Origin of the sequence: Coleofasciculus sp. F4-SAH-05, assembly GCF_040222985.1 — a bacterium.
In the GTDB taxonomy this organism is placed as follows: domain Bacteria; phylum Cyanobacteriota; class Cyanobacteriia; order Cyanobacteriales; family Coleofasciculaceae; genus Coleofasciculus; species Coleofasciculus chthonoplastes.
On record NZ_JAVKBY010000280.1, the window covers coordinates 1 to 18,828 of the forward strand.

At 44.9% G+C, this 18,828-nt stretch carries 19 protein-coding genes; 14 read left to right on the forward strand and 5 right to left on the reverse strand.

Annotation, left to right across the window (positions count from 1 at the left end):
* Window positions 1–286 precede the first annotated feature (286 nt).
* A complete protein-coding gene (locus RIG27_RS34075) occupies window positions 287–1,624 on the reverse strand; it encodes an S-layer homology domain-containing protein (RefSeq protein ID WP_446351441.1) in 1,338 nt (445 codons plus the stop codon).
* 542 nt (window positions 1,625–2,166) lie between these two features.
* On the opposite strand from RIG27_RS34075, the gene RIG27_RS34080 reads away from it, so the two are divergent.
* The 7 genes from RIG27_RS34080 (at window position 2,167) to RIG27_RS34110 (ending at window position 6,361) form a co-directional block, all read left to right on the forward strand.
* Entirely contained in the window at window positions 2,167–2,532 is a 366-nt protein-coding gene (locus tag RIG27_RS34080; protein ID WP_446351442.1) for a cation:proton antiporter subunit C, read from the forward strand.
* Complete coding sequence (locus tag RIG27_RS34085) at window positions 2,529–3,962, forward strand: cation:proton antiporter (protein WP_446351443.1); 1,434 nt, start codon at window positions 2,529–2,531, stop codon at window positions 3,960–3,962. The genes RIG27_RS34080 and RIG27_RS34085 overlap by 4 nt, the downstream gene beginning before the upstream one ends.
* A gap of 182 nt (window positions 3,963–4,144) precedes the next feature.
* The gene (locus RIG27_RS34090) at window positions 4,145–4,546 is read left to right on the forward strand and encodes a cation:proton antiporter (protein ID WP_446351444.1); all 402 of its coding nucleotides are present in this window, start codon (window positions 4,145–4,147) and stop codon (window positions 4,544–4,546) included.
* A complete protein-coding gene (locus tag RIG27_RS34095; RefSeq protein WP_446351445.1) occupies window positions 4,543–4,824 on the forward strand; it encodes a hypothetical protein in 282 nt (93 codons plus the stop codon). The genes RIG27_RS34090 and RIG27_RS34095 overlap by 4 nt, the downstream gene beginning before the upstream one ends.
* On the forward strand, window positions 4,808–5,098 hold the full coding sequence (locus RIG27_RS34100) for a monovalent cation/H(+) antiporter subunit G (RefSeq protein WP_446348559.1): 291 nt from the start codon (window positions 4,808–4,810) through the stop codon (window positions 5,096–5,098). Before RIG27_RS34095 ends, RIG27_RS34100 begins: the two co-directional genes overlap by 17 nt.
* A complete protein-coding gene (locus RIG27_RS34105; RefSeq protein WP_446351446.1) occupies window positions 5,085–5,690 on the forward strand; it encodes a DUF4040 domain-containing protein in 606 nt (201 codons plus the stop codon). Before RIG27_RS34100 ends, RIG27_RS34105 begins: the two co-directional genes overlap by 14 nt.
* Window positions 5,690–6,361 carry a Na(+)/H(+) antiporter subunit B gene (locus tag RIG27_RS34110; RefSeq protein ID WP_446351447.1) on the forward strand — a complete coding sequence of 224 codons (672 nt, stop codon included), beginning with the start codon at window positions 5,690–5,692 and terminating at the stop codon, window positions 6,359–6,361. Before RIG27_RS34105 ends, RIG27_RS34110 begins: the two co-directional genes overlap by 1 nt.
* Window positions 6,362–6,455: 94 nt before the next feature.
* Here RIG27_RS34110 and arfB read toward each other — a convergent pair whose 3' ends face one another.
* Window positions 6,456–6,872 (reverse strand): alternative ribosome rescue aminoacyl-tRNA hydrolase ArfB, encoded by a 417-nt coding sequence (gene arfB / locus RIG27_RS34115; RefSeq protein WP_446351448.1) that lies wholly within the window; start codon window positions 6,870–6,872, stop codon window positions 6,456–6,458.
* 110 nt (window positions 6,873–6,982) lie between these two features.
* Between arfB and RIG27_RS34120 the strand changes: the two genes are divergently transcribed.
* From RIG27_RS34120 to RIG27_RS34140, 5 genes are all read left to right on the forward strand, one after another.
* Window positions 6,983–7,621: an SbmA/BacA-like family transporter gene (locus tag RIG27_RS34120; protein WP_446351449.1), complete on the forward strand. Its 639-nt coding sequence runs from the start codon at window positions 6,983–6,985 to the stop codon at window positions 7,619–7,621.
* Window positions 7,539–7,949 (forward strand): ATP-binding cassette domain-containing protein, encoded by a 411-nt coding sequence (locus tag RIG27_RS34125; RefSeq protein WP_446351450.1) that lies wholly within the window; start codon window positions 7,539–7,541, stop codon window positions 7,947–7,949. The genes RIG27_RS34120 and RIG27_RS34125 overlap by 83 nt, the downstream gene beginning before the upstream one ends.
* A gap of 70 nt (window positions 7,950–8,019) precedes the next feature.
* Window positions 8,020–8,286 carry a Precorrin-3B methylase gene (locus RIG27_RS34130; RefSeq protein ID WP_446351456.1) on the forward strand — a complete coding sequence of 89 codons (267 nt, stop codon included), beginning with the start codon at window positions 8,020–8,022 and terminating at the stop codon, window positions 8,284–8,286.
* 95 nt (window positions 8,287–8,381) lie between these two features.
* Window positions 8,382–11,903 (forward strand): type ISP restriction/modification enzyme, encoded by a 3,522-nt coding sequence (locus RIG27_RS34135; protein ID WP_446351451.1) that lies wholly within the window; start codon window positions 8,382–8,384, stop codon window positions 11,901–11,903.
* 111 nt (window positions 11,904–12,014) lie between these two features.
* A complete protein-coding gene (locus tag RIG27_RS34140) occupies window positions 12,015–12,860 on the forward strand; it encodes a TlyA family RNA methyltransferase (RefSeq protein WP_446351452.1) in 846 nt (281 codons plus the stop codon).
* Window positions 12,861–12,968: 108 nt separating this feature from the next.
* Here the strand turns inward: RIG27_RS34140 and RIG27_RS34145 are convergent, their stop codons facing one another.
* Window positions 12,969–13,271 carry a DUF6464 family protein gene (locus tag RIG27_RS34145; RefSeq protein WP_446348547.1) on the reverse strand — a complete coding sequence of 101 codons (303 nt, stop codon included), beginning with the start codon at window positions 13,269–13,271 and terminating at the stop codon, window positions 12,969–12,971.
* Between the two features lie 78 nt (window positions 13,272–13,349).
* Complete coding sequence (speD, locus tag RIG27_RS34150) at window positions 13,350–13,748, reverse strand: adenosylmethionine decarboxylase (protein WP_446348545.1); 399 nt, start codon at window positions 13,746–13,748, stop codon at window positions 13,350–13,352.
* Between the two features lie 841 nt (window positions 13,749–14,589).
* Here speD and RIG27_RS34155 point away from each other — a divergent pair.
* Together RIG27_RS34155 and RIG27_RS34160 are read left to right on the forward strand one after the other, a co-directional pair.
* A complete protein-coding gene (locus RIG27_RS34155) occupies window positions 14,590–15,747 on the forward strand; it encodes an AI-2E family transporter (RefSeq protein ID WP_446351453.1) in 1,158 nt (385 codons plus the stop codon).
* 75 nt (window positions 15,748–15,822) lie between these two features.
* Complete coding sequence (locus RIG27_RS34160) at window positions 15,823–16,833, forward strand: 3'(2'),5'-bisphosphate nucleotidase (protein ID WP_446351454.1); 1,011 nt, start codon at window positions 15,823–15,825, stop codon at window positions 16,831–16,833.
* A 277-nt stretch (window positions 16,834–17,110) separates the two neighbouring features.
* On the opposite strand, the gene RIG27_RS34165 is transcribed toward RIG27_RS34160, so the two are convergent.
* Window positions 17,111–18,559 carry a hypothetical protein gene (locus RIG27_RS34165; RefSeq protein WP_446351455.1) on the reverse strand — a complete coding sequence of 483 codons (1,449 nt, stop codon included), beginning with the start codon at window positions 18,557–18,559 and terminating at the stop codon, window positions 17,111–17,113.
* Window positions 18,560–18,828: the final 269 nt, after the last annotated feature.

Here is an 18,828-nt window from a genome sequence, read left to right on the forward strand (position 1 = left end):
AAAGCCATTTTTTAACCCAACAAGTGCAAGGTTTTTACACCCTTACGCTCTTGCATCCTTGGATTTTCACCTCCGCGAGCGCAGAATCTTCCCCCAACCGGGGGTTGAAACTGTTCCCTGTTCCCTGTTAAGCAGTTCCCTCCCTCACCACAAAACTTATTTAGCAGACCCTACATATTACTCGGTTCGGGCAGGTTTAGTTGAATCTGGGTAAACCCGAAACGATAATCGTTAAACCCACCCCTACAGACGAACCATGACGCCTCTGGAACACTCAAAACTCTTTCTAGTTCGATTGCTGGAGAACCTCACTAGCCGATATTCCCTCACCCTGAGAACCAAAATACCAAAGGGCGGCGGCGGCTTCCGCTTGTGTGACTGGTTTTTGCGGTTGAAAGAGAGTGGTATACCCAAAAACGCGACGGATAATCGATTGTTCCCCATTCTGAAAATCTGCCAAAACTGCCCGCATTGCTTTCGGGTCAATTTTGCCCGCATCTTGGAATCCCCAGGTTTGCTGTACGGCATCTAGAGAAGCTGGTGGTAACCCCTGACGAGTGTCTAGGGGAACTTTCCATAAAACAAGACTTTCCCGTGTTAGGGGTGCATCAGGGCGGAAAAGAACCTCGGTTGAATTACCACTCAAAGGACTAGGAATTAACCCTGCTTCTGCTAATCCCTGAATTGCGCCAAAATCTGGGTCACTGGCTGGCACATCTTGGAACGCGGGTTGAGTGGTTTCTGAGGCTAAACGGATTTGTTCTCCTGGACGATTCTCATAAATTCGATTATTGGTATCAATCAGCCAATGGGCATACTGACGGCGAGTAATGATTTTGTTGGCGGCAAATGATGTACTATTCTCCTCTGATTTATTGTTAGCACTAGAAGCGTCAGGCGTGATCACACCTAAGGCGGCTAAGTCTTCGACATACTGACGCAATCCGGGCGGAACGTTATTGAAATCCGTGAAGTTTTGCTCTTTGCCAGATGCTGAATCAACGGATTCAGGAGTTTCCGTTGCTTTCTCTGAAGATTCTGAAGCATCTGACGGTGCTGCTGCTGTCTCGGTACTGCTGCCGATGTACTGAATTTCAAACGTTGTATTATTTGGGTCAGTCTCTGTCTCGGTTTGGGTTTCTTCCGTATCGCTAGGAGCATTATCCGTGGGAATAGAAACCCTAACTTGTAAATCATTGCGACGCACAACAAAGGAATTCGTCCCGTCCTGATTCGGTGCAGAAATAACCTGCCAACTGCCTGATTCAAATGCTCTGCGGTAAAATGCTTGAATATCATTACTAGGGTCAGTGGATGACCAGATGGTACGTTGACCTTGGGCATCTGAACGAGTTAAGGGTTCAACGTTCTGTAATTGAGCATCGGGATAGCGGGGAATTACGGTAGGGAAATCCTCTGGTAATTGCGCCGAAGATGTTTGTTCATTCGTTTGACTCCCCAAAACTGAGCCATTATCCTCCAGTTTGGGATCTACGGCTAAAGAACGTTCTAAGGATTGACCGGTGGGACTGTTGGCGCAGGCGGTTAACACACCCACGAGGCAAGCAACGAAACCCGTAAATAGAATAGGACGTTTATTTAGCAGCACAGGGAACAGAAGCAATAGATGTTTCTCTTCTCACGCTAGCGCAAAACTTTATTCTTATGTTATTTGTCCTTTCTGGATTTCCCTCCCATCTCACAGTAGATTCCCCTTCCGATCACCCTTTTCCCTTTTTAGATCCCCCTCTTCCCTTATAGAGCCCCTTCTTCCCTTATAGAGCCCCCTCCCGTCCCCCTTCAAAAGCAGGGGGTTTTCATTTTCAAAAAAAATACCACAATAAAAGCAAAATATTTGCTGATCAAAACCGTTTTTTTGCGAGTTTCAATTCTCTCTATTAAAAAATATTTTTAAGCCCAACTCTTTACACCTTGATTCTTAAGTTCAGTTACATAGTCAGGTTTCGTGAGCACGGTAGCCACTTGTGCAGCTCGCTCCCTTGAGTATGACGAATGACTAATCATCATTGCCCCTGTTCCAATCAATCCGTTGGTGTGGTATTAGTCTATGGTTGGCATTGACACTTTTCAATAGTGTCTGCCTTGGTTAGCACTATTAAAACGTGCTATAAATGTTTTAGCACCTTTTTCCAGGACAGCATACCCGTGTTAGAAGCCTGCATATTTGCCACCATCCTGTGCGGATTTTTCGGCATCATCCTGAAAAAAAACCTGGTGATGAAGATCATCTCCATGGATGTGATGAGTACGGGGGTTATTGCCTACTACGTGCTGATTGCATCACGCAAAGGAGAAGCCTTGTTTACACCGATTGTTTCCAATGTCGAAGATGGGATTGTTTCCAACATCGAAAATGGCGCTTATTCTGATCCAGTTCCTCAAGCGGTGATCTTAACCGCAATTGTGATCGGCTTTTCGATTCAAGCTCTGATGCTAGTCGGTGTGATGAAGCTAGCACGGGATCATCCCACCTTAGAAAGCAGCGAGATTGAGAAGCACAATACCCCATGAGTACATTGACGATTGTCTGGATCGCACTACCGATGTTTGTGGGGTTCAGCATTTATCTGTTCCCTAAACTTGACCGATATCTCGCACTGGGCGTCGCCCTGGTTTCGGCTGGATATGCGTTGCAGTTATTTGTGGCTAAATCGCCATTAACCCTGGAATTATTGGATAGTTTCGGCGTTACCTTAATCGCTGACGAATTGAGCGGTTTTTTTATATTCACCAATGCCCTAGTCACAACCGCCGTTATCCTCTATTGTTGGCACACCAATAAGACGGCTTTTTTTTATACACAGATGATTATTTTACATGGCTGTGTCAATGCCGCCTTTGTCTGTGCCGATTTCATCAGCTTATACGTGGCGTTAGAAGTCATTGGTATTGCCGCATTTCTGTTAATTGCCTATCCCCGAACGAATCGTTCGATTTGGGTGGCGTTGCGCTATCTGTTGTTCAGCAATGTAGCAATGCTGTTTTATCTGATTGGTGCGGCGTTGGTGTATCAGGCGAATTCTTCTTTTGCTTATGAGGGTTTAAGCAATGCTCCCATCGAGGCAATTGCCTTGATTTTTCTGGGACTGTTGAGTAAGGGGGGTATCTTTGTATCGGGATTGTGGTTACCCTTAACCCACTCGGAATCCGAGACACCGGTGTCGGCGTTGCTATCGGGGGTTGTGGTAAAAGCCGGGGTGTTTCCCCTGATGCGCTTTGCTTTGATGGTGCCAGAGATTGATCCCATTGTCAGAATCTTCGGCGTAGGCACAGCCGTGTTAGGAGTCGGTTATGCTGTCTTTGAAAAAGATACCAAGCGAATGTTGGCATTTCACACGATTTCGCAGTTAGGCTTTGTCCTAGCAGCACCCGAAGTCGGTGGTTTTTATGGGCTAACCCACGGGTTAGTTAAATCAGCGCTGTTCCTAATCGCGGGAACCTTACCCAGCCGTAACCTCAAAGAACTACACCATAAGCCGATTAATACCTCAATTTGGATTGCTTTAGTTATCGCTAGTTTCTCTATCTCAGGTTTTCCCCTATTGTCTGGCTTTGGGGCGAAGGTTTTGACGATGAAAAATCTTTTGCCCTGGCAAGTGATTGGCATGAATATTGCGGCTTTGGGAACAGCAATATCCTTTGCTAAATTTATCTTTTTGCCTCACAACCGACAATCTGAGGGAAAGGTAAAGCTCGGTTTCTGGTTAGCGATGACCCTGTTAATCGGGGGGTTAATTGTGGCAAATGGTGTGTATTATGAGGCGTATACGTTTAAGAATATCGTGAAACCACTGGTCACGATCGCGCTCGGCTGGTTGGCATATTTTTTAATTTTTAAACGAGTGGTAGTCAAACTTCCCCGTGTGCTTGAGCAATTTGAGCATTTGATCGGGATGATGAGTCTCATGTTGCTACTACTGTTCGGTATAGTATTCGCTTGAATCGTCCTAACGCTATAAGTACAAGGGAAGAAGGGTAAGAGGTGAAGACTCCAAATTACGAATGACGAATAACAAATGACAAATATAGGGAACTAACTTTCAGTGTAATCAGTGTGACTAACCCCTTACTCCCCTACCCCAATTTCTCCAATAAATCCGTGAAATCAGTGTTTTGACAAAAAATGATTGGACATTTAAATTTAATCTTGCGACTAGCCATCTGGTTTTTGCTCACCGCTAGTCTGACTGTGCCAAATATTATCATTGGTATTGCCATTGCCTTTCTCTTACCGGGACGTCCCAAAACTCCGGAATCCTTAAAGGATTGGTTGCGGGTTCTGGGGGAGGTACTGGTGGCGATTCCCCAGGCGTATTTTGAGGCATTTGAAATCATGTTACGTCCTCATAAATACGAAGACATAATTCTGGAAGAAGTCAAACCCCAGCGGACACCAGGACTCATCTTTCTCGATATATTTTTAATTACGTTCACCCCCAAAACTATCGTTTTAAAATACCATGAAGAAGAGGGCGATAAAATTCACTATGAAGTCCACAGAATTAGCCGGAGGAAACGAACATGAATTTGATTTTAATTAGCATGATTTTGGCGCTACTTATCCCCATGTATGAGGCATGGCAGGATGATGATATTTGGCAAAAAATGTTGGCATTTGCCAGTATTGCCACCAAAACCTCAATTATGATTCTGGTTGTTTCTGTCATACGGGATGACTGGATGATCGGAGTTGTCGGGGTAATTATCCTGAGTGTGGGGAATGCCGGATTAATGTTGTTGGCACATATCCTTAAACGAATCAATGATTCAGCGAAAGAGTCCTACTATGATCAACGTGCTTAGTTATATCTGTATCGGGTTAGGAATTGTCTTCTGGTTTTGGGGAACCTTTCCGTTGATTGGTCACCGATCTGTACTCTTTAAACTGCATACTCTTTCGGTGGCAGATACTCTCGGTTCAATGAGTATTATCGTCGGATTGTTGCTAAAAATACCCAGTGAATGGCCCCTATTGATCCTCGCCATTATCTCCTTGGCGATTTGGAATACGGTGCTGGGGTATGTGTTGGCATATTGTTCGAGTAGTGGGGAGGAGTTTGACTATGAATCAGAGTGATATTTATGTGATTATTGCGCTGCTGCCTTTGGCTGCCTGTATGTTAGTTTTTCAGGTGAATCCTTACCATGCTTTGGTGATTCGGGGTATTTTGGGAGCAGTGGCGGCATTGGTTTATGCAGTTTTGGGCGCGGCAGATGTGGCGTTGACTGAAGCCTTGGTGGGTACAATGCTGGCGATTACGCTGTATGCGGTGGCGGTGCGTTCATCCTTAACCCTGCGTCTGGGTGTACTTGAAGAGAGTGGCGCTAAAGCGCCGACTACGAACGAAGTTGAGCGGCATTTTGGGGAACTGATGGATGATTTACGCAGCATTTTTAGCAAACATTATATGCGTGTCGAGGTAGTCCCTTACACGGATCAGCAGGCGTTGCATCGGGCGCTGATGGAGAAAGAAATTCATGCCACCTGTATGCGATCGCACTTATCAGAACTGGAGCCTCAAGACCCAACAGTACCAGAGTCTGAGACGCCATCTTATCACACCGCGACTCGGGTTCAACGCCTCTATGACATCATGCGAACCGAACTGTCGTCACCCGCGACACATTTAACCTATATCAATACACCAGATTCAGGAGAGGAACATTAATGAAATGGGTTTACATTGCAGGGGGGATAGCGCTGTACGTCATATTCCTAATCACGCCCAATATGTCCAATTCGGCACCGGATTTATCGGATATCTCTATCGTCGAAGCCATTGTCCAAGATAGTGGGGTATCGAATACCGTTTCGGGTATCATTTTCCGGAATCGGTTGTATGACACGATCTTTGAAGTGGTTGTATTTACGATCGCGATTATGGGGGTGCGGTTTCTGCTGGCGGATGAAAAGCCGTTCTGTACTGTCTATCAATTTAGCGATCAACCCTCGATGATTTTGGCGCGTCTGGGAGCAACCATTTCCGCGTTGGTGGGTATCGAATTAGCGATTCGGGGACATCTTAGCCCTGGTGGTGGGTTTGCCGCTGGGGTAGCTGGGGGAACCGCGATCGGTTTGGTGGCGATTACCTCATCAACGGAGTGGATGCAGGGAATCTATAAGCGTTGGCACGCTTCTAAATGGGAGAAGGTTTCGGTTCTGGTTTTCATTGTCCTCGCCGTGATCACTCTGGCTGGAGTCGAGTTACCCCATGGAAATTTAGGCACACTGCTTAGTGGTGGGATTATCCCTCTGCTCAATATTTTAGTTGCCGTCAAAGTCGCCTTGGGTTCTTGGGCGGCTATTTTAGTTTTTGTTCATTATCGGGGGCTATTGTGATATCAAGTCCGATTGGTGATTGACGATGTGAAAAAGGATGGCTTGCCAGACGATTTTTAACGGATCAATTATCTCCGACAAATCCAAATCAAGATTATTCATCCGTTACCTTTCGTCGCATCGCTTTGATATGCGATCGCCTATTTTTGCTATCCAGACGTTTCCGTTGAGAACTTCGAGTGGGCTTGCTCCTTTTACGGCGTTTGGGAAGTGCGATCGCACTCTTAATCAACTCTTGCAGTCGCAGCCGAGCCTCTTCCCGATTCTGCTGTTGGCTGCGGTGTTCCTGGGCTTTAATAATAATCACCCCGTCTTTGGTAATACGCTGATCGGAACGCTTTAACAGCCGTTCTTTGTAGCGATCAGGCAGTGAGGAAGCCTGGATATCAAAGCGCAGGTGAATAGCACTCGCCACTTTATTAACGTTTTGCCCCCCTGTCCCTTGAGAGCGCATCGCACTCATGTCAATCTCCTCCTCTGGAATACTCACAGTATTAGAAATTTGTAGCATAATTTAACAATTGCTTAGAGATGAGTTATACCCATATTTGAGCAGATTTTATCCAGGTTTGCCTTTACTGATTATCTCCCTATAGACCGAGTTGTCACCCAAACAAGCCGATGGATCGATTGAATTTCAAGGTACTCCAGCAATTCTGGACGATCGCCAAATCCTACTGGTTAGGGGATGAGAAATGGCTTGCCAGAGGGTTACTCCTGAGTGTGGTGCTATTTCTGCTCGCCTATACGGGATTAAGTGTTCTACTCAATTTTCGCGATCGCGCCTATTACAACCTGCATATTGGTACAACCGAGATTGATAACCCAGATCAGCGGATTGCTGAAGATGTCAGGAGTTTTACCCAAGAGTCTCTCACCTTCTTGCTAGTGTTGGTGGAGTCGGTGCTGTCGGTGATTGCGTTTAGCCGTGTACTCTGGGGCATTTCTAAACCCCTGGTGTTTTTTCTGGTGCTGTATGCTCTAATCGGAACGTTGGTGACAACTATGGTATTTGGTAAGCCCCTGGTGCGACTCAACTTTGAACAACTTAAAAGGGAAGCGAATCTCCGCTTTAGCTTGGTGCGAATTCGGGAAAATGCCGAAGCGATCGCGTTTTATCAGTGGGAGGAGCAGGAGTCGAATCAGGTCAAACAGCGGTTTTTTGATGTCTTTGAGAATGTCAAACGGTACGATTATTGTCCTCTCCTTGGGCGAACAACAACGGTTAACCTTTGCCCGGTTACTGCTGAACCAACCTAAGTACGCTATTCTGGACGAAGCGACCAGTGCCTTGGATCTGGGGAATGAGGAACGGTTATATCACCATTTGCAGGCGAAAGGGACGACGTTTTTAAGTGTGGGACATCGTTCGACGTTGACAAATTACCATCAGTCTTTGCTAGAACTTTCTCAGGACAAAACCTGGCAGATTAAAGAACTAAAAATAAGCTTTACCCTTCTATTATTCACTGATAAACAGAGCCTCAAGTCACTTTTATTCTCCCCTCTCCCCGGGTGGGAGAGGGGCAGGGGGAGAGGGGGAAAATGCCACAACAACAGATTAAACTCGGCGATTTCTGGGGCGTAACCCAACGACATCGCCTATAGGAAAAACCGGCTAGAGGTTAAAATTGAAAATAATGGGTTCTAAGTCAAGTATGGCAAAGCAGAAAAATCCCCTCACTGGAGAAGCACTGATAAAAGAAGTCTGTCGGCGGATTCGGGTTGCCCGTAGCTACTGGGATGCTCATAATAACGCGGCTTGTCGGGGAGAGCGAGAACGGGCTTTAGCCCTTTACAACACGCTGACTAAAGAACAAAAAGAGCAGATTCCCCAAGTATTGCGGGTGTGGCTGCGCTACCGCAGTGAAAAGTATTTTGGCGCACATCGAACGCCGCCTAAGTCGAAACGGAAATCGAAATAGAATGAAGCAGACATTTGTGTCAAGAAGATATTTCATTCCAGGGGTTCGCGTTCAGGTTTTGCCTAAACTTAATGGTTGTCTTCAGGAAAATGATTATGAGTGCTTTTGAAACTTACATCCGAGATTTGCAGGAAATTCAAGCAACGGGAGCAGCCGTTAAGGAAACATCCTACTACGGGGCGTTAGAGAAGCTTTTGAATGAACTTGGTAAAACCTTAAAGCCGAAAGTGCGCTGTGTAATGCAATTGAAGAATATCGGCGGGGCGGGAATGCCAGATGGCGGTTTGTTTACTGCCAGTCAGTTTCAGAGGAAATCGCCTGACGCGCCCAGGAATCCTACCAATCCAGAGCGGGGTGTGATTGAGATTAAAGGAACTGGAGATGATGCTTGGGTCATTGCAGAAACAAAGCAGATTTCTAAATATTGGGATAAGTATCGTCAGGTATTGGTCACAAACTATCGGGATTTTGTGCTGATTGGGCAAGATGCTAATGGACAACCCTCCACTCTGGAAACCTATCGTTTAGCGAAAAATGAGGCAGAGTTTTGGGAAAAGGCACAGAACTCCAAGCAATTTGCTCGGGAGCAGGAGGAGCAGTTCACAGAATATCTGAAGCGGGTAATGCTCCAGTCTGCCAGTATTGCCACACCGAAGGATCTTGCCTGGTTTCTGGCTTCTTATGCCAAGGATGCCAAGGCACGGATTGAGAAAACTGATATACCTGCATTAGAAACGCTGCGTAAGGCGCTAGAAGAAGCATTAGGGATTACGTTTACAGGGGATAAAAAAGATCCCAAGAAGGGAGAGCGGTTTTTTAAGTCCACTCTGATTCAAACGCTGTTTTATGGCATTTTTTCAGCGTGGGTGTTGTGGCACAAGCAGCAGGAACGGGGGCGGTTTGACTGGCGCGTAGCCGCTTATTATCTACACGTTCCAATGATTAAAGCGTTGTTTGAGAAGGTTGCAACCCCAACCCATGTTCGCAGGCTGGATTTAGAGGAAGTGCTGAACTGGACAGGAGATGCGTTAAATCGGGTTGATCGCACCTCTTTCTTTTCTAAATTTGAGGAAGGACAAGCAGTTCAGTATTTCTATGAACCATTTTTGGAAGCGTTTGATCCACAATTACGCAAGGAATTAGGAGTCTGGTATACGCCGCCGGAAATTGTGCAATACATGGTGGCGCGAGTGGATACGGTGCTGCGGGAAGAGTTGCAGATTGAAGACGGATTAGCTGACCCGAATGTGTATATTCTTGACCCCTGTTGTGGGACAGGTGCTTATTTGGTGGAAGTATTGCGGCGGATTGATGCCAATTTGCAGGATAAAGGCATGGGTGCGCTGGTAGGTTCACAACTAAAAGCAGCAGCCATGAATCGGGTGTTTGGCTTTGAGATTTTGACGGCTCCGTTTGTGGTAGCGCACTTACAGTTAGGGTTATTGTTGCAGAATTTAGGTGTGCCGTTGAGCGATGAGCAGGAACGGGTGGGGGTGTATTTGACGAATGCGCTCACGGGTTGGGAACCACCGACAGAAGAAGCCAAAACTAAATTTAAACAGCTTGCAATTTCCTATCCTGAACTTGAACAAGAACGTGAAGCAGCAGATGAAGTTAAACAAGGCAAACCAATATTAGTGGTTTTGGGAAATCCACCCTACAACGCTTTTGTGGGAGTTAGTCCAAAAGAGGAGGAAGGATTAGTTGAGCCTTACAAAGAAGGATTGATTAGTGAGTGGGGAATCAAAAAGTTTAATCTTGATGAGCTTTATGTGCGGTTTTTCCGGTTAGCTGAACGATGTATTGCTGAAAGGCGCGAAAGGAAAGGGGTAGTTTGTTACATTTCAAACAACTCCTGGGTTGCAGATAAATCTTTTGTCGTTCTGCGTCAGCATCTTCTGAAATCCTTTGATCGCTTCTGGATTGAGAATATGCATGGCGATCGCAGTATTTCGGAATATGCGCCAGATGGTAGAACAAGCGAGACAATTTTTGCAATCCCAGGTTTTTCTGCGGGTATTAAGCAAGGTGTTGTTGTCTCTTTATGGGTTAAGACTGGAAATAAGGAAGAAACGCAACCACTAACTTTGTTTCGAGATGACATCAATGCAGCAAAAGCCGCTGAACGTCGAATACAGCTTTTAGAAACTTTGAATGACAATGAATTTGATTCTCGATATGAAGTTGCTAAACCTGTTAAACATAACTATCTTTCTTTTCTGCCTGGAGATGTTGCCTCGCACTATTTAGAATGGGCTAAATTAACTGAATTATGTGCTGAAGCTCCGATTAATGGTCTATTTGAGAAGCGTGGCGGAGCATTAATTGATATCAATCAGGATGCTCTCTCACAAAGAATGGAGAGCTACTATAACTCTGATATTGCTTGGGATACCCTAAAGACACTCAATACTGGTTTAACAAAGAATGCTGCAAGATTCGATGCAAAGCAAGCACGGATCAAGATTTTGAATACTGAGACTTATAATTCAGAGCGTTTACATCGCTATGCTGTTCGACCATTCGATGTTCGTTGGTGCTATTACAGTAAAATAAGACCTCTTTGGAACGAACCAAGACCAACCTTCTATGCACAGCTATGGAAAGGTAACTCTTTTTTGATGAGTCGTCCTGCTGGTGTAGCAAATCCAGAAGGAGTTCCTTTGTTTTATTCAAAAATTCTTGGGGACAATGATTTTTTGAGAGGTCACGCCTATTATTTTCCACTACGATTACGTTCTACCAGCCTTGGAACATCTGATAAAGCAGTTCGCCAAATGGGAATAGAAGGTCTTGGAAGTGAAGAAGATCTGAAAATAACTGCAAACCTCTCCAATGCTGCTCGTCGCTATTTACTCTCATTGGGCATTAGCGAACCAGACAATGATCCTGAAACTGCCGAATTAGTCTGGATGCACGTTCTAGCAATTGGTTATTCACCTGCCTACCTAGAAGAAAACACTGATGGTATCCGTCAAGATTGGCTCCGAATCCCCTTACCCGACAACTGTGACACCCTAATCGCCTCTGCAAACCTTGGTCGTCAAATTGCCGCACTCCTCGATCCAGAGACTCCCGTTGGAGGTGTCACTTCTGGCAAACTTCGTCCTGAACTAAAAGCAATCGCTGTTGTCTCCCGTGTTGGCACTGGCAACCTTGACCCAAATACTGACTTTGCCCTCACCGCAGGTTGGGGATATGCCCAGGGTAAAAAGAATATCACAATGCCTGGAAAAGGAAAAGTGATTGATCGCCCCTACGCACCTGAAGAACAAACTGCGATTCGCAATGCGACCCCTTCGGGAAACGCACAAGTCATTGAGCAACTTGGCACAGTCACCCATGACATTTACCTCAACGACATTGCCTATTGGAAAAACATTCCCGATCGCGTCTGGAACTATACAATCGGTGGGTATCAGGTCATCAAAAAATGGCTGAGCTACCGAGAGCAGAAATTGTTGGGGCGATCACTCAAACTAGAAGAAGTCACCGAAGTTACCAATATGGCACGGCGAATTGCCGCAATTTTGTTACTAGAACCTGAATTAGATTCAAATTATGAAGCAGTGAAACAATCAACTTACCAATGGTCAAATCAAGGAGAAAAATCATGACCAATGCCAGAGATCAACTCATTCAAGGACGGGGGGAACTTCAGGTTAACTTTACTTTTGTCCGACTACTTATGATAATAGGGTAAATTTATCTGTTGATCGATTAGACGCTTGAAACAACGACTAGATACCTTATTAGTAGACCTTAACTTATGCGAATCCCGACAACAGGCACAACGGCTGATTCGGGCGGGAGAAGTGCGAGTTAATCAGCAGCTTGTGGATAAACCGGGAACTGAAATAGAGACAACCGCCGAGATTAAAATTAAGGAAAAATCCCCTTATGTTTCTAGAGGTGGGGAAAAGTTAGTCAAAGCCTTAGACGAATTTGGTATAGCGGTAGCCGGACGTATTTGCTTAGATGGCGGTATTTCCACGGGAGGCTTTACCGACTGCTTACTGCAAAAGGGGGCAAAACGGGTTTACGGTGTTGATGTAGGATATGGACAAGTTGCTTGGACATTGCGAAATGATCACCGGGTGATTTTGAAGGAACGCACGAATTTACGCTATTTGCAACCTGCTGATTTATATGGAGAACCCCTCGGAATAGACAAAGAGGATAAGGAGGAGATTTATCCAGATTTAGGGGTTGTCGATGTGTCGTTTATTTCCCTGACAAAAATCCTAGAAGCCTTGTGGAACCTGCTACAAGCGCCGCGTGAGGTGGTATTGCTGGTGAAGCCACAGTTTGAAGTGGGACGAGAACGGGTTGGCAAAAAGGGCGTAGTGCGCGATCCTAAGGATCAGGCTGGCGCGATCGCACAAATTTTACCAGCTGCCCAGAATTTAGGTTGGGTCTATCAAGGCTTAACCTGGTCACCTATTACGGGTCCTGCTGGTAATATTGAATATCTGCTCTGGCTAGGAATGGATAGTCAAATTCAGAGTCCTGATTTTAGTGAAATTCAAGACATCACTCAATTGGCTACCGCTTATTTTCGCGAGAAACCTTGAATCCAATTTATCTGGGGATCAGGGCGGGTTTTGTAGTTCAGTTAAAAGAAATAAGGAAGGTTAATCCCTAAACCCGCCCCTACCAATCAACAGGTTGTGTGTTTTACCTTAAGATTCCCTGGGTTGGTAGTCGCAACAGTTATCACAAAGACCTGACGGATTAACTGCACAGCGGATATAAGCCGAACGAGCATTAAATCGACAGGTAATATCACCAATTAAATAACCAACGCCTTCCAGATAATATTGATCAGGCGGTAATGAATTTCTTGGCAGTACCCTAGCCGTTGTTGATGCTTGAATCGAGTTTCTTAACCGGATTTGCGCTTGTTCCTTTGTTCTATGCATCACCCATATCGAAAGCAGTGGAGGGGTCAAACCCAAGACAAACACAATAATTGTCTCGAACATGATTTTTTCCTCCCGGGTGAATCTACCTAACCTCGTAATCCCCCACTAAGCCCTAATTAGGTATATTAGGGGAGGATGTCAACTCACCATCTGATAGACTGACTCTTCGATTCGGTCCTGAATTTCCGGCATATTCTCAAAACCGCGTACAATTTCCCTCATTCGCACCTGCTTAGCTTGGAGCGCTTTTTGTAGCAGTTTCATGGCTTCCTTTGGCTTACCGCAGCCGCAAAAAAATAAATCAGCGGCAAAATAGCCATGTTCGGGCCAGGTATGGATGGCAATATGAGACTCCGCCAATGTCGCTGTCGCCGTTACTCCGTGGGGACTAAACTGGTGTACACATAAATCAATTAGAGTGCCTTCTCCAACAGAAATCGCATCAATTAAGGCGCGGCGAATTCCCTCAGGATCATTGAGAAGGTCTTCAGGCGCTTCCCATGCGTCAACGACCAGATGAGTTCCCACTTGTTTCATTCTACTCGATCTACTCCACCCAATAAGATTTCATTCAAAGACTCTATTTATAGCATAGACTTAATTCAGCCCTCAACTCATTAGAGATTTAACCCGATTCAGTATCAATGGCACTCTTTTGTTCCTTAGCACAGCATGGCGTAAATTTACCAACCCTTCAAATCAGTTGTACCTAGGCATGACAACAGAACTTTGGCAGATGCCAGATATTGAGTCTATACATGACTCCTGACTTCCGCCTAGGGGTACTAGTCGCTACAGTCAAGCCGCTCTATCCAACTTCATCTATTGATTAGGGTAACAAATAAATTATCCCTTGGAGTAAATAACCACGATTTTCGAGATCATTGAACTTAGTTCTATGCCGCCAAATAATTTGGATTTAAAACTTCCATCACAATCTACTCCTAAAGTCATCCATCTTAAGCATGACCCACTTAAGTTATAAATGGAGCAAACCTTCCCCACATTTCTCCACTTAATTATCTCTCTACCTAGATTCGTTGACAATCTCATTAGGTGAGAAAATCTCTCATACAGCACCAGGAAGGTTATGAACTCCAGTTAGACCTGAAAATTGATCGCTAACCTGCTACCCTAAGTTTGGAGTCTTATTTTACTCAATGGCGACGTGATGATAGTCAACTATCCCACACTCACCTTAGGGAGAGAATGCGGCTGGCGGGAAACCAAAAGTCTTGTTGACCCGCCTAAGTTCCTAACCACTAGAACTAGGGTATTGGGGTCATGACACCCACAAATGTGTACCCGTATGCAATTCTATCGTCTCAAGTTAAACTCTTTAAGGTGGATGCCAGGTTTTGCTAACCAGAAAACTACGATGAATTCTATATTTTCACCGATTCAAAAAGTTCTAATCACATGGTTGCTGGTGTTAGTAACAGGTTGGGTCACGCTGAGTGCGCTGAGTTATGTGGGCGAAATCATTAGTATTTTGCTCACAGCGTCTCTGATTGCATTTTTGCTCGACTATGCCGTTCGGGTACTGCGACCCTTCTTACCTCGAACAGTGGCGGCGATTTTGGTTTATTTAGTCGCTGCGGTTTTTGTTGTTTTAATTGCCCTCACGCTAGCACCACCCGTATTTAATCAAGGACGGCAATTAGTGATTCGTTTCCCAGAATTACTCGAACAAGGTCAACAGCAATTGGTGGACTTTCAAGCGTGGAGTGTGGAACATAATTTGCCCTTTGATGTGCGAATTTTAGGGTCTCAAATGTTGGCACGTATTCAAGCTCAAGCCGAAGCGATCGCGTCAACGGGTTTGGGCTTAGTTGTGGGGACATTTAGCTGGTTTATCGACTTAATTTTAGTCCTCGTCCTTTCGTTTTATATGCTCATTGATGGTGAACGACTATGGCGCGGTCTTACCAGTATTGTCTCTGCCAAAATCCGTTATGGATTAACTCAAGCACTGCGACGCAATCTTCAGCGGTTTGTATCGGGTCAACTCTTGCTGGGGTTATTTATGGCAACAACATTAACCTTGGGCTTCCGTTTATTACAAGTGCCGTTTTTTCTGCTGTTTGCTGTTTTTATCGGCTTGATGGAGATTATTCCCTTTGTTGGTGCCACTCTGGGAATTGCTACCGTGGTCATTGTCGTCGCCTTTATTGATTGGTGGCTAGCCTTGGAAGTCTTGGGAGTATCTGTCGCCTTGCAACAGGTCAAAGATAATATAATTGCTCCGCGAATTATGGGCAATTTAACTGGTTTATCGCCTGTGATTATTCTAACGTCTTTGTTGTTGGGGGCTAAAATTGGCGGCATCTTGGGCGTCATTCTGGCGATTCCGGTGACGGGTGTGGTGAAAAGTTTGGCGGAAATTGTACTTGACCCCACGTTACCGCCTCAGACGGGAGATTTTTTCTCCAATCCTTTGAACGAAAAAAAATCCCAGAATACTTTGGCTATCGCTTCTAATACCGATGCTGATTCTGACAGTTCTAGTCAAGAGGCTCAGGGAATGGAACGATAACGATTGATACCTTAACCTTAATTGAGCAAACAACCTCTATACTAACGGGGTCAAGATAGGAACTCAGCATAAACCATGTCCTACCAGCGAGAAAAACAAATTGCCATCCAAGCTGTAACGGCTGCGGCTCAATTATGTGAACAAGTGCGTCAGGAAGAGGGTTCCTTAACCCTAACCAAACCCGATCGCTCTCCGGTGACTGTGGCTGATTTTGGCACACAAGCGGTTATATGTCGGGTATTAGCCGAGGCGTTTCCCGGTGATCCCATCGTGGGTGAGGAAAACTCTAGCTTGTTGCGACAACCGGCGATGACGCAACAGTTGACAGGGGTGACTCATTATGTTAAACACCAGATTGCTGAGGCTACACCGGAAACCATTATCACCTGGATTGATCGGGGTACGGGTCAAGTGGCAGATCGCTATTGGACTGTTGATCCGATTGATGGGACAAAAGGGTATGTCCGGGGTGAAAATTACGCGATCGCCTTAGCGTTAATTGAAGACGGTGAAGTGAAACTGGGGGTATTAGGATGTCCGGCGATTCCGATTCATCCCAATCAACCGGATAGCGATCGCGGCGTTCTGTTTGTCGGTGTCAAAGGACAAGGAACCACCTTAATCCCCCTCGCTGGAGATCAACCTCAGACAATCCGTGTCAATGAATGCGATCGCATCGAGTCTCTCCGATTAGTCCAAAGTGTAGAATCGTCTCATGGGAACCCCGAATTGCAAGCCGCTATCACTCAATCCCTTGGTTTTATCACCCCTTCCCTCCAGATTGATTCCATGGTCAAATACGGCATTATTGCCCGAGGGGAAGCCGATCTCTACATCCGCTTACCGTTTCCCCTGGAGTCCTCAAAACGGCAAAATATATGGGATCATGCCGCTGGTGTCGTTGTCTTGGAAGAAGCCGGGGGACGAGTCACCGATATGTATGGTAAACCCTTAGACTTTGCCTGTGGAACTAAGCTGTTCAACAATCAGGGGATTATTGCCAGTAATGGGGCGATTCATGATGCGGTGTTAGCCGCCGTAGCACAGGAGATTCAAGCCTCTGAGACATCCAAATTCATACCTTAAACTAATCAATCCCGTTGAGGCAGGTTGACGCCGTTAGCAAAGATTGTAACCGATAATTGATCAACAAAACCTGTCCTAGCGTTGAATGTTTACAGCTAGATTTTACCCTTATCTGCACCATTTTAAGCCAATTGTAGGGTGCGTTAGCGAAGCGTAACGCACCGTTCTGAATACTAAAATTATGGAATAGATTTTATGGTTTTATGGGCGCACGGAGCGTGCGCCCCTACGGTTCCTGGATGTAATGCTAATCGACTAAATTAGGTATGCTACTATCCTACTGGAGTAGATATGACATCCAAGGAAAAGCTTGACCGAATAATATCTTATGTCCCAAATAGTGTTTTTCTAATGGTTCCTCATTTGTTTGTATCCTATGTTTAATGGTTTCTAAATTATCCTCTAGGAATTGGCGACGCTTTGGACTAAACGTGCTGACAGAACCTTCAGCTTGAACCTGATCTCGCCACAACCAAAAACGACTATCGACACAACGCAAAAATAAGCGAAATGATGTCCAAGATATCACATCATCATCAGCATTGATAAACTGACAGAACCAGTGCATCGCCCAATTATTCTTTTGCCAACGGTGGTGGGATATCTCCGCTAATTTTTTGACCCAGGTATCGGGTTGTTCTGGCACCAGCGAACTTAGCCATTCACCAGCTTTCGATTCTTGTATAAATGCCAATAATGTGATCACACGAGACTTTTCAATAGGGGCTAGTGATTGAATTCCTGATTCAATATTTAACCAAAGCCAATCACAACCATTTCCAGACTGAGCCAGAATAGCTAGTTCTAACAATTCTCTGTCAGTTTTACATTGCTCTAACTTGGTTCTCCAAGCCTGTTTAATCGAGTCTACGCAAGCAGCTTGAAACAAGGCATAATCAAGGAATTCAAACCCAGAATGCTTATCCTCAATCCCAATTCTCCTCTCTAGCTTTTGAATTTGCCAATATAACTGTATCCCTTGGTCAGGATTCGGTTGTTTTAGCAAAACTTCACAGAGGGCTTCGTAAAACGAACTAACTAGATGCAACTGTTGTATCTCTTCGGGATTATCGGTAGATATGGCTTCGAGCCACTGTTCCACTAAATCTGAATGTTCAATAACAATTTGTTCCAGAGCATTAGTAAAAAAGCGTTTGGCGAACCAAGTGTTACCATTAATTTCTTGTTTTTCAACTGTCTCTTGTGCAGCTTGCCGTCGTTTTTGGTAATTATGGTCACGATTGGGCGACATCATCTCTTCCCTACTCTCTTGCCAGTCTTTAATATTGCCTGTGCCAATTCCTCCCCACGCAAAACCGTTACTGAATATTGTTAATTTTTCAGATAAGTCTGTCCAATGAATAATCTCAATATCGTCATTTTCAAAAAGACTCGCTTTGACCGAAATCGAAGGATAGCTTGGAGGTAAAGTAGGTTTCTCTTTAGCAAACCTTGACCAAATCTGGTGAATATGTTCTGCATACTCACTAACCTCATTATTGTTTATACCTCGACATTGAACAGCATATCCTAAATAAAGTGGATGGATACGATCGCGTAATTCTGAATACGGTAAGAAAGTAGCGTATTTACCCAACAACAAACTACCCCAATGGTTTTCAATGTCGTCCTGAACAGTTTTCCTAGTCCATCCTTGTTCGACAACTACTTGGATTGCTGTCATATCCTCTCTGAAATAAAGCAGTCGTAGAATAGATAAACGCACAAGACTATCCTCATGAGCTAGCAAGGAAACTATTTGCTGATTGAGAATGTCTTGTGGCAGATTTTTTGGGTAAATAGATAGAAACCATAAAATGCGTCGTAGACTTATAGGACTCAATGGAGAATTAAACTTACAGCGCTTTGCGCTATATCATAGTACAATTGATGAACAGAGATTAAGGCGTTGGATAGCCAATGAAAGCATATTCAGTAGATTTCAGAGAAAAAATAGTCAAAGCTCATTTAGTAGAAAAAAGCTCAATTAGACAT

Excerpts from the sequence above, each read along its gene's own strand:
- RIG27_RS34095 (WP_446351445.1), top strand. The coding sequence starts at position 4,543 with ATGAATTTGATTTTAATTAGCATGATTTTGGCGCTACTTATCCCCATG.
- RIG27_RS34085 (WP_446351443.1), top strand. The coding sequence starts at position 2,529 with ATGAGTACATTGACGATTGTCTGGATCGCACTACCGATGTTTGTGGGG.
- RIG27_RS34100 (WP_446348559.1), top strand. The coding sequence starts at position 4,808 with ATGATCAACGTGCTTAGTTATATCTGTATCGGGTTAGGAATTGTCTTC.
- RIG27_RS34105 (WP_446351446.1), top strand. The coding sequence starts at position 5,085 with ATGAATCAGAGTGATATTTATGTGATTATTGCGCTGCTGCCTTTGGCT.
- RIG27_RS34120 (WP_446351449.1), top strand. The coding sequence starts at position 6,983 with ATGGATCGATTGAATTTCAAGGTACTCCAGCAATTCTGGACGATCGCC.
- speD (WP_446348545.1), bottom strand. The coding sequence starts at position 13,748 with ATGAAACAAGTGGGAACTCATCTGGTCGTTGACGCATGGGAAGCGCCT.
- RIG27_RS34160 (WP_446351454.1), top strand. The coding sequence starts at position 15,823 with ATGTCCTACCAGCGAGAAAAACAAATTGCCATCCAAGCTGTAACGGCT.
- RIG27_RS34155 (WP_446351453.1), top strand. The coding sequence starts at position 14,590 with ATGAATTCTATATTTTCACCGATTCAAAAAGTTCTAATCACATGGTTG.
- RIG27_RS34090 (WP_446351444.1), top strand. The coding sequence starts at position 4,145 with ATGATTGGACATTTAAATTTAATCTTGCGACTAGCCATCTGGTTTTTG.
- RIG27_RS34130 (WP_446351456.1), top strand. The coding sequence starts at position 8,020 with ATGGCAAAGCAGAAAAATCCCCTCACTGGAGAAGCACTGATAAAAGAA.
- RIG27_RS34110 (WP_446351447.1), top strand. The coding sequence starts at position 5,690 with ATGAAATGGGTTTACATTGCAGGGGGGATAGCGCTGTACGTCATATTC.
- RIG27_RS34145 (WP_446348547.1), bottom strand. The coding sequence starts at position 13,271 with ATGTTCGAGACAATTATTGTGTTTGTCTTGGGTTTGACCCCTCCACTG.
- arfB (WP_446351448.1), bottom strand. The coding sequence starts at position 6,872 with ATGCTACAAATTTCTAATACTGTGAGTATTCCAGAGGAGGAGATTGAC.
- RIG27_RS34135 (WP_446351451.1), top strand. The coding sequence starts at position 8,382 with ATGAGTGCTTTTGAAACTTACATCCGAGATTTGCAGGAAATTCAAGCA.
- RIG27_RS34125 (WP_446351450.1), top strand. The coding sequence starts at position 7,539 with ATGTCAAACGGTACGATTATTGTCCTCTCCTTGGGCGAACAACAACGG.